This window comes from Prevotella sp. CAG:255, assembly GCF_000431195.1.
In the GTDB taxonomy this organism is placed as follows: domain Bacteria; phylum Bacteroidota; class Bacteroidia; order Bacteroidales; family Bacteroidaceae; genus Prevotella; species Prevotella rara.
Genome location: NZ_HF986815.1, coordinates 43,960 through 58,540 on the forward strand (window position 1 = coordinate 43,960; position 14,581 = coordinate 58,540).

Sequence of the window (14,581 nt, forward strand, 5' to 3'; positions counted from 1 at the left end):
GCAGGAATTACAAAGCCACCAGGACACATACAGAATGAATAAACGCCACGCCCATCAACCTGAGTGACAAAATTATATTCCGCTGCAGGCAGATATTTTCCACGTCCGTTCTTGTTATGATATTGGATTTGATCAATAAGTTCGGCCGGATGCTCAAGCCTCACACCAACAGCAAGTCCCTTGGCTTCAATTTCTATTCCAGACTTATATAGATACTCATAAATGTCCCTTGATGAATGTCCTGTAGCCAAAATCACGGGTCCTTTAAAGACCAATTCATTACCACTTTTAAGATCTACAGCCTCGACACCCAATGCCTTATCATTTTCAACAATGATTCCTGTTGCCTTTGTTTGAAAATGAACTTCTCCACCACACTTTAATATTGTATTTCGCATATTTTCTATAACACGCGGAAGTTTGTCTGTTCCTATATGCGGATGAGCATCGGCTAAAATTGCAAGAGGAGCTCCATGCTGACAAAAGACATTTAATATTTTACTTATATTACCCCTCTTCTTACTTCTTGTATATAGCTTTCCATCAGAATAAGCGCCGGCGCCACCTTCACCAAAACAATAATTGCTTTCATTATCAACCTTATGAGTTCGTGAAATGGCAGCAAGGTCTTTTTTACGTTCATGAACATCTTTACCACGTTCTATAACAATAGGACGCAATCCATGTTCTATAAGACGCAAAGAAGCGAAAAGCCCACCAGGACCTTCTCCTACAACAACAACTGAAGGAGCTGAAGAAACATCTTTATACTCTACATGCTCAAAAACATCATCCTCAGGCTCTTCGTTAATATAAACTCTTACTTTCAAATTAATAAAGATAGTACGCTGACGGGCATCAATACTACGTTTAAGCACTCTGACATGCTTTATTGTCCTCGCATCAATAGCCTTTTCACGTGATATATATTCTTTTATTGTTGCTTCATTGAAAGCCTGTTGAGGCAGCACACGTAATTGATATTCACTTATCATATTCAAAATATTATTTCAAAAATTTATTCATAAAGTCAAGAACACTCTTCTGTTCTTCTATGCCACATGAGTGGGTTATATCCCTTAACTCTGTCACCAGTCTGTCTCCGGCCTTCTGCCTATTCCACACATCATGCATAATTGCATAAGCCTTTTTGACTCCAGGTACAGGAAATAGCTTATCGTTCAATCCGTTAATAAAAAGCATAGGTTTAGGACAAGCTATACTAGCAATATGAGGATAATCAAGATACTGCCGTAATGAAGGAATACAGTTAGCAAATCCTCCATTTTCCTTACGTCCGTACTTCCATGTCATCTGCACATCGGTTGTCACCATCCAACAAACAGATGCACATGCGGCAATTTTTTCAGACAAAGCCGCAAGCATCCACGCTCTGTAAGCTCCCATAGAAAATCCAATACACCCTATTCTGTCTGAATCAACCACATTGAGACTTGCAAGAAAATCCGTTGATGCGATATCATCATATGTCATAAATGCGCATAGATTTCTTCCGTACATCATCATATTACCTGCAATAATATCATATTTTTTTCGGTCAACACCTTCCGCTCTACCGCGTTCTCCCCATAAAGGGGCATCAGTAGAAAACACGACATAGCCATTTTTTGCCAGATAATCGCCAAAGAATTGTCCGCCGTATAACTTATCACACCACTGACGTGCATCTGCAATAACAGATGAATCTTCATCAAACGGCATTATCATCTTTTCTTTGCCAATAAACAAATGCGCCCCATGATCATGCAAAAGATTTATAGCAGGAAACGGCCCTTTACCATCAGGAATCAACAAATAAGCTTTCACACGATAATAATCAGAAAGATTAAATTCAATCTTACGGGCAACATATCCATCTCTATGCTCTTCTGAAAGTATCTTTATATCATAACTTTTTGCTGCCGTTGGCGGTGTCATCATACATTCAAACACCTTTTTACGTGCTGTATCTTTCCATTTACCAAAATCTGTTTCATTACAATTGCCCCATGCCAGTGGATACTTCAAGTCTGCAAGTAATTTATCAGCGTATACTGGAAAATCCTTATAAAATTCATAAGACTTTCTCTTCTGACCGTTTACATTCACAAAAGATACAGCCAAAACGAGGACAAGCAGCAACGTCCGTTTATATATAACCTGTAACATAATATTCCAATTTTGTGCAAAAATAGCAATTTATTATGTAAAATAATTGCCACAAACAAGAAATCTTGCTAAATTTGTGACCAATTTAACAGAGCGTAAACCCTATTTGTCAGAGGGGCTCAACTAAATAAAAGAGATAAAATGAAAGTATTAAAGTTTGGAGGAACGTCCGTAGGTTCCGTTAAAAGCATTATGTGCTTAAAGAGGATTGTTGAAAAAGAAGCTAAAAAACAATCAGTAATAATTGTTGTCAGTGCATTGGGAGGCATCACGGACAAGCTTTTGTCTACTGCTCAAATGGCACTGAATGGAGATGAATCATATAAGAGAGAATTTGATGCCATGGTGAACCGCCATCATCAGATGATTGACACTATAATAACAGACACAACCAAGCGTGAGAATCTTTTTAATACCGTAGATGCTCTTTTTGAACAATTAAAGAGTATCTATTATGGCGTATATCTGATACACGACCTCAGTGAAAAGACACAAAACGCAATTGTAAGTTACGGTGAACGGCTTAGTTCAAACATTGTAGCAACACTGATAAAAAACGCATGCTGGTTTGATGCACGCGACTTTATCAAAACTGAACATAAGAAGAATGGTAAACACATTCTTGACAGTGAGCTGACAAACTCTTTAGTATGCGAAACATTCAAGGATTTGCCACGAATATCTGTTGTACCAGGCTTCATAAGTAAAGACAAGAATACCGACGAAACAACCAACCTAGGAAGAGGCGGAAGTGACTACACCGCGGCAATCATTGCTGCGGCATTAGATGCTGAGGTACTTGAGATTTGGACTGATGTTGATGGTTTCATGACAGCAGACCCTCGCATAATACAAACTGCATATACCATAAATGAGCTCAGCTATATTGAAGCAATGGAGTTATGCAACTTCGGAGCAAAAGTAATTTATCCTCCGACGATTTATCCGGTATGCATAAAGAACATACCAATAAGGGTAAAGAACACTTTCAATCCGAAAAATCCTGGCACCATAATAAAAAAAGAAATAAACAATGATACTAAAGCCATAAAAGGTATTTCAAGCATCAGTGGTACGGCATTAATTACCGTCACCGGTTTATCTATGGTCGGCGTAATCGGTGTAAACCGAAGAATATTCACTGCATTGGCAAATAATGGCATATCTGTATTTATGGTAAGCCAGGCTTCATCTGAAAATTCAACCTCTATCGGTATGAAAGAGTCTGACTCTGAAGCTGCGGTAAACGTACTTAACGAAGAATTTGCCAAAGAGATTGAAACAGGAGCCATGTTCCCGATGCGTGCAGAGAAAGGACTTGCAACAATTGCCGTTGTCGGTGAAAACATGAAACATGTTCCCGGCATAGCAGGCAAGCTGTTTGGAACACTTGGACGAAGCGGTATAAGCGTCATCGCATGTGCCCAGGGCGCATCTGAGACAAACATTTCGTTCGTTATCAACGGCATGTATCTACGCAAATCACTCAATGTTCTCCATGATTCGTTCTTCCTTTCTGAATACAACGTACTTAACCTTTTTATATGCGGTGTTGGCACAGTTGGCAGCAAACTTATAGAACAAATACGCTCACAACATGATGAACTGAAACAAAACAGGCGCCTGCAATTAAATGTTGTCGGCATCGCAAGCAGCCACAATGCAATATTCGACCGCGAAGGCATTGACCTCGACACATATAAAGAACAGCTTGTACAATCAGAGATTACCGACACCGAGACACTACGCAGAGAGGTTATTGGCATGAATATATTTAACAGCGTATTCGTAGACTGTACTGCCAGCAAAGATGTGTCAGCTTTATATCAGGATTTTCTTGAGCACAACATCTCTGTTATTGCAGCAAACAAGATAGCAGCCTCATCTGATTATGAAAGTTATATAAGACTTAAACAGACAGCCCTTGCCAAAGGTGTTAAATTCAGATTTGAGACAAATGTGGGAGCAGGGCTTCCTATCATCGGAACAATAAACGACCTGCGCAACTCTGGTGACAAAATTCTGAAAATAGAAGCCGTATTAAGCGGAACGCTAAACTTCATATTCAACGAACTGTCTGAAAATGTTCCGTTCTCAGAAGCTGTCAGACGTGCAAAAGAACAAGGCTATAGCGAACCAGACCCCAGAATAGACTTAAGCGGAATAGATGTCATACGCAAACTCATCATCCTGACACGAGAAGCAGGATATAAAGCCGAGCAGGATAATGTTGAGAAAAAACTCTTCATTCCAGAATCATTCTTTAATGGTTCATTGGACGATTTTTGGAAAAACCTGCCTATGCTTGATGATGAGTTCGAACAGAAACGCAAACAACTTGAAGCCCAGAACAAAAGATGGCGCTTTGTTGCAAAAATGGAAATGGGGCATACTAGCGTAGAACTCACAACAGTAGAAAAAGGACATCCTTTCTATAATCTTGAAGGGTCTAACAACATTGTGATGCTAACTACTGAACGCTATAAAGAATACCCGATGTTAATACAGGGCTACGGCGCAGGAGCAAGTGTAACAGCAGCCGGTGTGTTTGCTAACATAATGAGCATAGCAAACATTTAGTCCATAAAAGGAGGGGCTACATGAAACATATCATCATTTTAGGCGACGGAATGGCAGATCATCCCGTCGCCAGACTTGGAGGCAAAACCCTTCTTCAATATGCCGACAAGCCTTATATGGATATGCTCGCATGCAAAGGGCGTACAGGTAGACTAATAACTATTCCTGACGGATTTCTTCCGGGCAGCGAAGTTGCCAACACTGCCATCCTAGGCTATGACCTTAATCGAGTCTATGAAGGCAGAGGACCACTAGAAGCAGCAAGCATCGGATACGACATGAGACCTGATGATTTTGCCATGAGGTGCAACATAATAACGCTTGAAAATGGTGTTATCAGAAATCATAACGGAGGTCATCTGAATACTGCAGAAGGAGAAATACTTATAAAGTATCTGAACGAACATCTCGGCAATGAGCAAATCGAATTCATTACCGGAATACAATATCGCCACCTGCTCATAATACGCGGAGGCAACAAACACATAATTTGTGCTCCACCACACGACTATCCGAACGAACAATGGAAAGGGCTTTTGGTAAAAGCAGAACCCGGATGGGAAGAAAAGCGTGACGGCAACAGAATGACAGGTAATGAAACTGCCAAGCTCATAAACAGCCTGATTGTAAAATCTCAAGAACTTTTAGAAAGACATCCTATCAATAAAGAAAGACGCATAAGCGGAAAAGACGCAGCCAACAGCATATGGCCATGGGGAGGAGGCTACCGCCCAGACATGGAAAAATTATGCTATATGTACCCTAAAATCAAGAATGGCTCGGTTATATCGGCCGTTGACCTGATTCGTGGCATAGGATTTTATGCGGGATTGAAAATAATAAAAGTAGAAGGAGCCACAGGACTTGCGGATACAAACTATGAAGGCAAGGCTGAAGCTGCGATAAAGGCGCTAAAGACGGATGACTTTGTTTTTCTGCATCTTGAAGCAAGCGACGAGGCAGGACACGACGGGGACCTCGAACTGAAACTTAAAACCATAGAGAATCTCGACAGCAAAATCATCAAACCTATTTATGAAGAAATAAAGACATGGAAAGATGCTCCTGTGCGCATGGCTATATTGCCAGACCACCCCACTCCGGTAGAAGTGCGCACTCACGTAAAAGAGCCCGTTCCGTTCATAATCTGGCATGACGGAATAACACCCGACAACGTAAAGACTTACGACGAAATGAGCTGTGCAGATGGAGGATACGGACTGCTAAGACTCAACGAGTTTATGAAAACATTCATGAAAGACTGAAAACAAACCAAAGGAAGCTGCGATATGAGATATTATAGTACAAACAAAAAATCGGAATGTGTTTCACTACGCGATGCGGTGGTAAACGGATTGGCTGAAGACCGTGGACTATACATGCCGGAAAAAATCAACAAGTTGCCTGAAGAGTTTTTCAAGGACATCGACAAAATGTCGTTTCAGGAAATATCGTATGAAGTGGCCAAAGCATTCTTTGGCGATGATGTAGAGACTGACGCATTGAAAAAGATTGTCTATGACACCCTGTCGTTCGATTGTCCTGTAAAAAATATATGCAACAAAATATGGACCTTGGAACTTTTTCATGGCCCTACCCTTGCATTTAAGGATATTGGGGCACGATTCATGGCACGCCTGCTTGAATATTTCATCAGGCAAGAATCTCAACAGATAGTAAATGTACTGGTTGCCACAAGCGGCGACACTGGTTCGGCCGTGGCAAACGGTTTCCTGGGGGTTGACGGCATTCATGTTTATGTGCTGTATCCCAAAGGCAAGGTAAGCATAATACAGGAGAGCCAATTTACAACTCTCGGAAACAACATAACAGCCATTGAGATTGACGGAGTGTTTGATGATTGTCAAAACCTTGTAAAGAACGCCTTTATGGACAAAGAGCTAAACAATAGCATGAAACTGACATCTGCCAACTCTATAAATGTGGCGAGATTCCTTCCGCAGGCATTCTACTACTTTAATGCCTACGCAAGAATGAAAGCCAACGGACTGACTGACAATCTTGTTGTATGTGTACCTAGCGGAAACTTCGGAAACATAACAGCCGGACTATTTGCCAAAGAAATGGGTCTGCCAATATGCCGTTTTATAGCAGCAAACAATGCCAACGATATATTCTTTAACTATCTGAAGACTGGCATTTATGAGCCGAAACCTAGCATACAGACCATTGCAAACGCAATGGATGTAGGCAATCCTAGTAACTTTGCGCGTATATATGACTTATATGAAGGCTCGCATGAAAGAATTGCATCAATGATAAGCGGAGCTACATACACAGACGAAAAAATAAGCAACGCAGTCAAACAGTGTTACAATGAAAACGGCTATATACTTGATCCGCACGGAGCCTGTGGCTATCAGGCGCTAAAAGATCTACTTAACACTAATGAAACAGGGATTTTCTGTGAAACGGCGCATCCTGCAAAATTTAAGGACACAATAGAAAAAATCATCGGAACAGAAATTAAGATACCGCAACGGCTGGCAGACTTCATGAAAGGTAAAAAACAGACCGTAAATATGTCTAATGACTTCAATAGATTTAAAACGTTCTTGCTGGAGCAGCAATAGAGCAATAATCTGTAGCGCTCATAAACACATAATGGATAAAATATGCATCATAAATAATGGTCTAAGTCTGTTTAACTTTTGGCTTAGGCTTTTATTTTAAGATAAAAAAGTTTATATATTCGACACATAACGCAACATCATAATCAAAACAGGCACTTAAATTAAAAGTGAAAGCCATCTTACACGTATACAATCTACTTTACATTTTTAACAATCTTAAATTTGAAAAATCTGTAAAAAATCGAGACCGGAGTTTTCTTTAATCTAGAAATCAGTTCTAAATTTACGTTAATAATATAAGTATATTCCGCCACGAATAATAACACAAATTCACATTTGGGAGCCTTTAATACGTCCAAAAGCACTATTCTATATTGTAAAACCATTGGTTTTGCTGCTTAAAAGCAATGTGTTTATCTTTAAAAATCTATGGTTTTACATTCTAAAAAGCCACATTTTGCATAAACAATATGATAAGCCCATATGCACTGTTACCCTAATCACCTATAAATCAAGCATATACACAAATTATAATATTTGAGCAAAATTTGCAGCAAAACATAAGAATGAAAATAAAGCACCTGCTCTCAATGCGTCAAAAACAAATAGTTTTCTATTTGAATGGTAGAAAATATTTACAAAAAACAATTTAGAAATGGTGTCAAGATAATATTTCTACCAACATAAAGAACTAAAAAGCCACTCAAAACAAACAATAATCAATGTATGAAAAGTACCGAGAAAAAATAAGGCGAACAGTTGCATATAGACAAACTGCACGCCTTATTTCACATAACTGACATATTCAACAACAAATTTGCCAGCTTTAATATGTCGGCCAATTCTTAAATCTGCTCACATTCTTTAAGCCATAATGCAGACGAAGCATCACTCGGCATACGCCAGTCGCCGCGCGGACTAAGACTGACGCTGCCGACTTTAGGTCCGTCAGGCAGACAAGAACGCTTAAACTGCTGATTGAAGAAACGGCGCAAAAATATTGTAAGCCATTTCTTTATCGTTTCATCATCATAGAAAGGAGCTTCAGGATTACTTCCGTCGAAAGCTTTACGTGCAAGCATAAAAATCTTTGACGGACGATAACCAAAACGTATTATATGATATAAGAAGAAATCATGAAGTTCATAAGGCCCTACAAGATCCTCCGTCTTCTGTGTTATGTTGCCGGCCTCATCGGCCGGTATAAGCTCTGGACTTATAGGAGTGTCAATTATATCCAAAAGTATGCTTCGTGTTTCATCGCTGTCTTCACTCATAGCAACAAACTTGACAAGATATTTTATCAACGTTTTTGGAACTCCGGCATTCACTCCATACATGCTCATATGGTCACCATTATATGTAGCCCAGCCTAAGGCAAGCTCAGAAAGGTCGCCTGTACCTATAACCAAAGCACCTAGCTGATTGCTGAGATCCATAAGAATCTGAGTGCGCTCACGCGCCTGACTGTTCTCATAAGTAACATCATGCACGTTAATGTCATGACCAATGTCATTGAAATGTTGTTTTACGGCATCGGCAATACTGATTTCACGCAATGTGATGCCAAGACTTTTCATCAGATTTACTGCATTGTTATATGTGCGGTCTGTTGTTCCAAAGCCAGGCATAGTTACGCCTACAATACCCTTGCGCGACAATTGCAGCTTGTCAAATGTTCTTACACATACAAGCAAAGCCAATGTACTGTCGAGACCTCCGCTAATACCAACAACAACAGTCTTGCATCCTGTATGAACAAGACGTTTGGCTAATCCGGCCACTTGTATTGAGAATATCTCATCACAGCTTTTTTCCATGTCGTCAGTCTTCGGAATAAACGGATGAGGATCAACATCACGTATAAGTTCAAAGTCACGCGGCATCACAGTATGAGCATTTACGATACGCGAATCATGTCCACGCTGGGCATTTATATAAGTGCTGTTGGTACGACGTTCGTTACGAATTTTCTCTACATCTATCTGAGTAATTATCAGCTGAGGATCAAGAGCAAAACGTTCACTTTCAGCAAGAAGCAGACCATTTTCATAAGCAATGGCATTTCCTCCGTAGACCACATCCTGAGTGCTTTCGCCAAATCCACAACCACTGTAAACATAGCCAGAAATCATACGTGCACTCTGCTGAGCCAACAGTCCCTTAAGATAGTCGTGCTTACCGATAAGCTCATCACTGGCTGAAAGATTGAATATGATGTCTGCACCAGAGAGCGCAAGATTACAGCTAGGAGGCACCGGAGCCCACACATCTTCACATATCTCCACGCCAAACATGGCTCCGTCGCATGTCCGGAACAGTGTCGGCTGAGGCGTAACTACAATCTTATTGCCTGCAAAACGAATTTCAGAAGGCTGCAAATCTTGTGACGAAGCAAACCAACGTTTCTCATAAAACTCACTATAATTAGGAAGATATGTCTTCGGAACAAGCCCAAGCAAATCGCCTTTTTGTATCACTGCTGCACAATTCAACAGCAAATCGCCAACAACTACAGGCACACCTACAATACTGATTATATCCAGCTTACGGGTGAAATCGAGCAACATGAGAACAGAAGTTTCTGCCTGCTCTAAAAGAAGTGTCTGTTTAAACAGATCCTGGCAAGTGTAACCGGTAATACAAAGTTCCGGAAAAACAATCACCTCAACACCCTTTCCTTCTGCCATGGCTATAAGACTCTCAATCTGCTGCACGTTATATGAGCAGTCGGCTACTTTAACCGAAGGTATGGCTGCCGCCACTTTGATAAATCCGTTTTGCATGTAAATCCTTTTTTGTATTATTACTTTATAGTGACCTGAGTAGCTCCATAGCCATACTCCTGAAACGAAGCATCTTGATAAGAGCAATTCTTGTAACGGTAGTTGAGTTCGTGAATCACCGCATGACGCAACACTCCTTCACCCTTTCCATGTATAAAAACTATCTTGACACCATGTTTGCCCATATAGCTGTCCATGGTCTTTCTGAATACATCAAGTTGATAGTTAAGTATATCTGCAGCAGACATTCCTGCAGTTGTATCAAGAAGCTCGTTAGCATGTAAGTCAACAACAACCGGTTCGTCTTTTGACTTCTTGCGCGCATTCTGAACAACAGCTCTCGGTTTGTTGTCATCTGACGCCTTGCGAGCCATCTCCATTTTAAGTTTTTTTGCGTCAACTACAAGTGGACGTACCGGCTTGTCGTTCTCAATCAAAGTATAAATTAATGCAGACTGCTCAAAGAAGTCATTCTCCTGGAATGTATGCAATTTATAAAATTTTACAGTATCTATACGAAGCTGAGCATCAACAGCAGGTTTAAGCAGGAATCCTTTGTCTTTCTTATATGCCACAAACTGTACGGCAACACGCTCAAGTTCATTCAACACTTCACGTCCGAATTCTTCTATAAACAACTTTGTGTTAGGTTCAACAGTTCCTTTAGAACGTAAATTCCAACTTGTACCTTCAACGGTAAGGTAAGTAAAATCAATATAATAATTGCTATCGTTAATCAAATAAACCTCAAACTTTGTGTTAGTTATCTCTTTTATGTCAACCGGCACAAAGCCAAGATAAACAGACAACGCATCTCCACCTTTTCGCTCTTCAGGCTGTGCTGTGAAAGTTACAGGTCTGTCGGCGGGATCATAATCTTCGTCTTCATCCTTAACCGTACTGACATTCTGAACATCATGCTTTATATTATAGTCGTCATTGTCTATCACAACAACGTCAGTTATACTTGTTGGTATCTGAAAACCGTCTTCGTCCTCTACAAGAACAATATTCTTACCCTGAAAGCCGGCAACAACACCGCCTCCAACTTCACTCAAGAATCTTACTTTATCTCCTATTTTCATCGTTAATCGTTTTTATTATGTTAAGGAATCAACAAAGAACTGTCACCATAACTCAAGAACCTGAAATCATGGCTCAAGGCATAATCATATATAGTTTTCCATTCGCCATGAACAAAAGCACTGACAAGCAAAAGTAAAGTACTTTGAGGCTGATGGAAATTGGTGACCAACATTTTTACAATCTTATACTCATAACCCGGAGCAATAATTATCTGTGTGCTTCCATGGAAAGAATTCTGTCCGTTACGGTCAAGATAGTCTACTATATTTTGTAAGGCCTCAACAGGCGACAAGTCTGTCTGTGTTTCATAAGGCTCCCACTGATCTATATGTAACTGTTCTTCTTTCAAATCCGGATTTTTGCTCAAACGCACACCTACATAATAAAGACTTTCAAGAGTTCTTACGCTTGTCGTACCAACAGCCACAGCACATGCATTGTGCTCTATTAGCTTCTTTAATGTTGATTTAAGCACGCAGATATATTCGGTATGCATGTTATGTCCAGCTATCTCTTCACTCTTTACAGGTTTAAACGTTCCGGCTCCAACATGAAGAGTAAGTTCTTCACGCTCAATACGTTTATCATCAATTGCCTTAAGTACATCTTCAGTAAAATGCAGACCGGCAGTTGGGGCTGCAACACTGCCCTTAATCTTTGAATACACCGTCTGATAAGTAACCTTGTCGCTCTCTTGAGTATCACGCTTAAGATATGGCGGTATTGGCAGTTCACCTACATTTTCAAGAATATCCGCAAATGTTATATCCTTATTATCCCACGCAAAGTCGATCCAATGACTTGTCCCATGTTCCTGACGATAAGTTGCAGTAAGCGTTACTTGTGTTCCTTTTATATCAAAGACACGCTTAAGCGCCCCTTCTTTCCATTTCTTAAGATTACCGACAAGACAAAGCCAAGAACATGAGCCATTTGTCTGAAACATCTGCTCATAGTCAGCAGGTTCAGCCGGTTCTAGTAAAAAAACTTCAATAATGGCTCCTGTTTCCTTTCTGAAATGTATTCGAGCCTTGATAACTCGTGTGTTATTAAATATCATCAGCGAGCCTTTAGGCAAATAATCTGTTATATTATAAAAGACATCTTCAGAAACTTTACCTTTGTCGTATATTAAAAGTTTGCTATGGTCACGCTGGGCAACAGGAAATTTTGCTATACGTGATTCTGGCAAATCATAATTAAAATCCTTAATTCTAATATGTTTTGTATCCATCTTTTTGTGAAAATCTAAAATATCAATGCTCTTATTATGGAATAAACCAATGTTAAAACTAAAACTAACACAACAATGTTGATATCAACATAGTTGTATCCGGTTGAAGAATATTGTGTGGAAATATAATTAAACCCGGGATGCATACGTAGATATGCTTTAATATATAAGAAGTAAACAATCATTCCAACGATTGCTCCCCATGTAAGACCTACAATTATATCTCCAGGATAATGAAGTCCCAAGTACATTCTCGTCCAACAATTTACCAAAGACCACAATATAATTGCCACAGTAAATGTTCTATTACGTATAAGCAATGAGAAAAACATTGCTATACAGAATGTATTTGAAGCATGGGCCGAGAAGAAACCATACTGAGTATCACGCATCCCATTAACTATGTCAATTGTATATTTTACGAAAGGATCCCATGATGGCCTGTAACGTGCAACGAAAGGCTTAACAATAAAATCCGTAAGACCGTCTGACAATATTATACACAAAATAACGCTCCCGACAATAAGCATTATCTGCTTCATCGTCTCATTATTCTTTATCACAACATATAATAAAGAGAGATAAAGCGGTATCCATGTCAATCCTGACGTAAGGATTACAGCCAGATTGTCAAGAAACAATGATTCGCTTCCATTAAAAAAGGAAAGAATTTCGCGGTCTATCTCTATTAATGTCTGCATTTAATCAATTAATAACTTTATTTGTCTTATATTCGTTCTATTTGTGAATTCAAAATCCACCCTTCACGTCCATCTTCAAGTTCAACCTGCTTCCAGTCCTTCATGGTGTCATCTATTATCTCAACACGGCTGCCTTCATGGACTATGACCGTTGCCTCACTGTTTGCCACAGGGGTCTTACGCAAGCCAGCTGATGGCGATATCACGATTGCTCCGGTTCTATTTGTCAATATCTGCTTTTGCTCATAAGCAAAAATATTACTGAAAACAAAAACCAAAACAAATACGACAGCACTATAAAAACCAACTTTACGCAACACCAGTTTAGGAGCAAACAAATAAATCAAAACAGAAATTAATGCAACAACAATGCAAACAATAGCAATACTTGCCCATTGGTCAACGCTTGCAAGATTAACCAACGACTTGTACCATGTCACAAAAAACATCTCCGACTTCGGCGTAATCTTATCAATCGTCTTTGAACGTGCCATCTGAAGATTGAAACGTATATCAGCATCTCCCGGAGCCAACAGCAAAGCGCGTTCATAATTCAAGACTGCTCGAGTTATATTGTCTGTACGATAATACGAATTGCCCAAATTATAATACAACTCAACGCTAGGCCCTTTCTTCAGAAGTTCCTCATAATCTTTAATTGCCTGCTGATAATGGCCTTTTTTATACTCATCATCAGCATTCTTCTTTGTTACAGCACCAACTGATGCACAGATACAAAATAGCACAAGAAATACCAGAAACCTTTTTGAACTATTTTTCTTTGAGCCACTCAATGTATTTTCTATTTTTATTATTGCTGACATTGCTGTTTCAAAAGTCTGATTCATATTACCTTTTATATCTCCTGGCGCATAACGATTATATTCACATTCGTCAATAGCATGGATAAACATCGAAATTGTATTCTCATCGATGTCTTTAGACATAAGATTCTCTGAAATATTGTCTTTTGAAAGCCTTTCTACAGGAATATTCAATTTTGCACTTACATATCCCCACAAAGTTCTCAAAACTTCATCATAGAATTTCTCATGTTCATTTGCAGCCATCAACTGGCTTGCATACTTTAAGCGTTTTGTTGCGATACGATTTGCTTTTTTCTTCCTTAAATCTGTAATATTTGCATTGTTTATAGCACGCTTGCGGAAAAGAATCAATACTCCGGCAAACATGGCAAACAACACTGACAATATCGCCCAATAAGATGTTGACCCATAAAATATATCTGTCAAATCTTGAATTTCCACATCACCTTCCTTGATTGGATGTATGTCCTGGTTTTTGAGGTCACTGTAATCCGCAGAAAGTCCTGCGCTGCCGTCACCTTTAGCAACATCAAGTTTAAATGACTGTGTTTTAATCGTCTTATATGAGTTGGTAGACACATCATAATAAGTAAATTCTACAGCA

Annotated in this window: 10 protein-coding genes; 3 read left to right on the forward strand and 7 right to left on the reverse strand. The window is 39.5% G+C overall.

Features of this window, described 5'->3' with window-relative positions; all coding sequences use genetic code 11:
• Both QVO66_RS07935 and QVO66_RS07940 read right to left on the reverse strand, forming a co-directional pair.
• The coding region (locus QVO66_RS07935) for an NAD(P)/FAD-dependent oxidoreductase (RefSeq protein WP_288172737.1) at positions 1 to 995 on the reverse strand (995 nt) is incomplete at its 3' end.
• Positions 996 to 1,005: 10 nt separating this feature from the next.
• Complete coding sequence (locus tag QVO66_RS07940; protein WP_021854930.1) at positions 1,006 to 2,169, reverse strand: dienelactone hydrolase family protein; 1,164 nt, start codon at positions 2,167 to 2,169, stop codon at positions 1,006 to 1,008.
• A 141-nt stretch (positions 2,170 to 2,310) separates the two neighbouring features.
• On the opposite strand from QVO66_RS07940, the gene thrA reads away from it, so the two are divergent.
• Genes thrA through thrC form a run of 3 tightly spaced genes read left to right on the forward strand, consistent with a single transcriptional unit; the run spans position 2,311 to position 7,343 of the window.
• The gene (thrA, locus tag QVO66_RS07945; protein ID WP_021854931.1) at positions 2,311 to 4,749 is read left to right on the forward strand and encodes a bifunctional aspartate kinase/homoserine dehydrogenase I; all 2,439 of its coding nucleotides are present in this window, start codon (positions 2,311 to 2,313) and stop codon (positions 4,747 to 4,749) included.
• Positions 4,750 to 4,769: 20 nt separating this feature from the next.
• A complete protein-coding gene (locus QVO66_RS07950; RefSeq protein WP_021854932.1) occupies positions 4,770 to 6,014 on the forward strand; it encodes a cofactor-independent phosphoglycerate mutase in 1,245 nt (414 codons plus the stop codon).
• Between the two features lie 24 nt (positions 6,015 to 6,038).
• Positions 6,039 to 7,343: a threonine synthase gene (gene thrC, locus QVO66_RS07955; RefSeq protein WP_021854933.1), complete on the forward strand. Its 1,305-nt coding sequence runs from the start codon at positions 6,039 to 6,041 to the stop codon at positions 7,341 to 7,343.
• Positions 7,344 to 8,188: 845 nt separating this feature from the next.
• On the opposite strand, the gene QVO66_RS07960 is transcribed toward thrC, so the two are convergent.
• The 5 genes from QVO66_RS07960 to QVO66_RS07980 form a co-directional block, all read right to left on the reverse strand.
• A complete protein-coding gene (locus QVO66_RS07960; protein ID WP_021854935.1) occupies positions 8,189 to 10,129 on the reverse strand; it encodes an NAD(+) synthase in 1,941 nt (646 codons plus the stop codon).
• 20 nt (positions 10,130 to 10,149) lie between these two features.
• Positions 10,150 to 11,214: a DUF2027 domain-containing protein gene (locus QVO66_RS07965; protein WP_021854936.1), complete on the reverse strand. Its 1,065-nt coding sequence runs from the start codon at positions 11,212 to 11,214 to the stop codon at positions 10,150 to 10,152.
• A gap of 20 nt (positions 11,215 to 11,234) precedes the next feature.
• Positions 11,235 to 12,449 (reverse strand): S-adenosylmethionine:tRNA ribosyltransferase-isomerase, encoded by a 1,215-nt coding sequence (locus QVO66_RS07970; protein WP_021854937.1) that lies wholly within the window; start codon positions 12,447 to 12,449, stop codon positions 11,235 to 11,237.
• Positions 12,450 to 12,463: 14 nt separating this feature from the next.
• Positions 12,464 to 13,150, reverse strand: coding sequence for a phosphatase PAP2 family protein (locus QVO66_RS07975; RefSeq protein WP_021854938.1), 687 nt, complete (start codon positions 13,148 to 13,150; stop codon positions 12,464 to 12,466).
• A 26-nt stretch (positions 13,151 to 13,176) separates the two neighbouring features.
• On the reverse strand, positions 13,177 to 14,581 hold a 1,405-nt coding region (locus tag QVO66_RS07980; protein ID WP_288172738.1), incomplete at its 5' end, for a tetratricopeptide repeat protein.

Bases quoted from the DNA above. Each gene is read 5' to 3' on its own strand.
- QVO66_RS07940 (WP_021854930.1), bottom strand. From the start codon at position 2,169: ATGTTACAGGTTATATATAAACGGACGTTGCTGCTTGTCCTCGTTTTG.
- QVO66_RS07975 (WP_021854938.1), bottom strand. From the start codon at position 13,150: ATGCAGACATTAATAGAGATAGACCGCGAAATTCTTTCCTTTTTTAAT.
- QVO66_RS07950 (WP_021854932.1), top strand. From the start codon at position 4,770: ATGAAACATATCATCATTTTAGGCGACGGAATGGCAGATCATCCCGTC.
- QVO66_RS07960 (WP_021854935.1), bottom strand. From the start codon at position 10,129: ATGCAAAACGGATTTATCAAAGTGGCGGCAGCCATACCTTCGGTTAAA.
- thrC (WP_021854933.1), top strand. From the start codon at position 6,039: ATGAGATATTATAGTACAAACAAAAAATCGGAATGTGTTTCACTACGC.
- thrA (WP_021854931.1), top strand. From the start codon at position 2,311: ATGAAAGTATTAAAGTTTGGAGGAACGTCCGTAGGTTCCGTTAAAAGC.
- QVO66_RS07970 (WP_021854937.1), bottom strand. From the start codon at position 12,449: ATGGATACAAAACATATTAGAATTAAGGATTTTAATTATGATTTGCCA.
- QVO66_RS07965 (WP_021854936.1), bottom strand. From the start codon at position 11,214: ATGAAAATAGGAGATAAAGTAAGATTCTTGAGTGAAGTTGGAGGCGGT.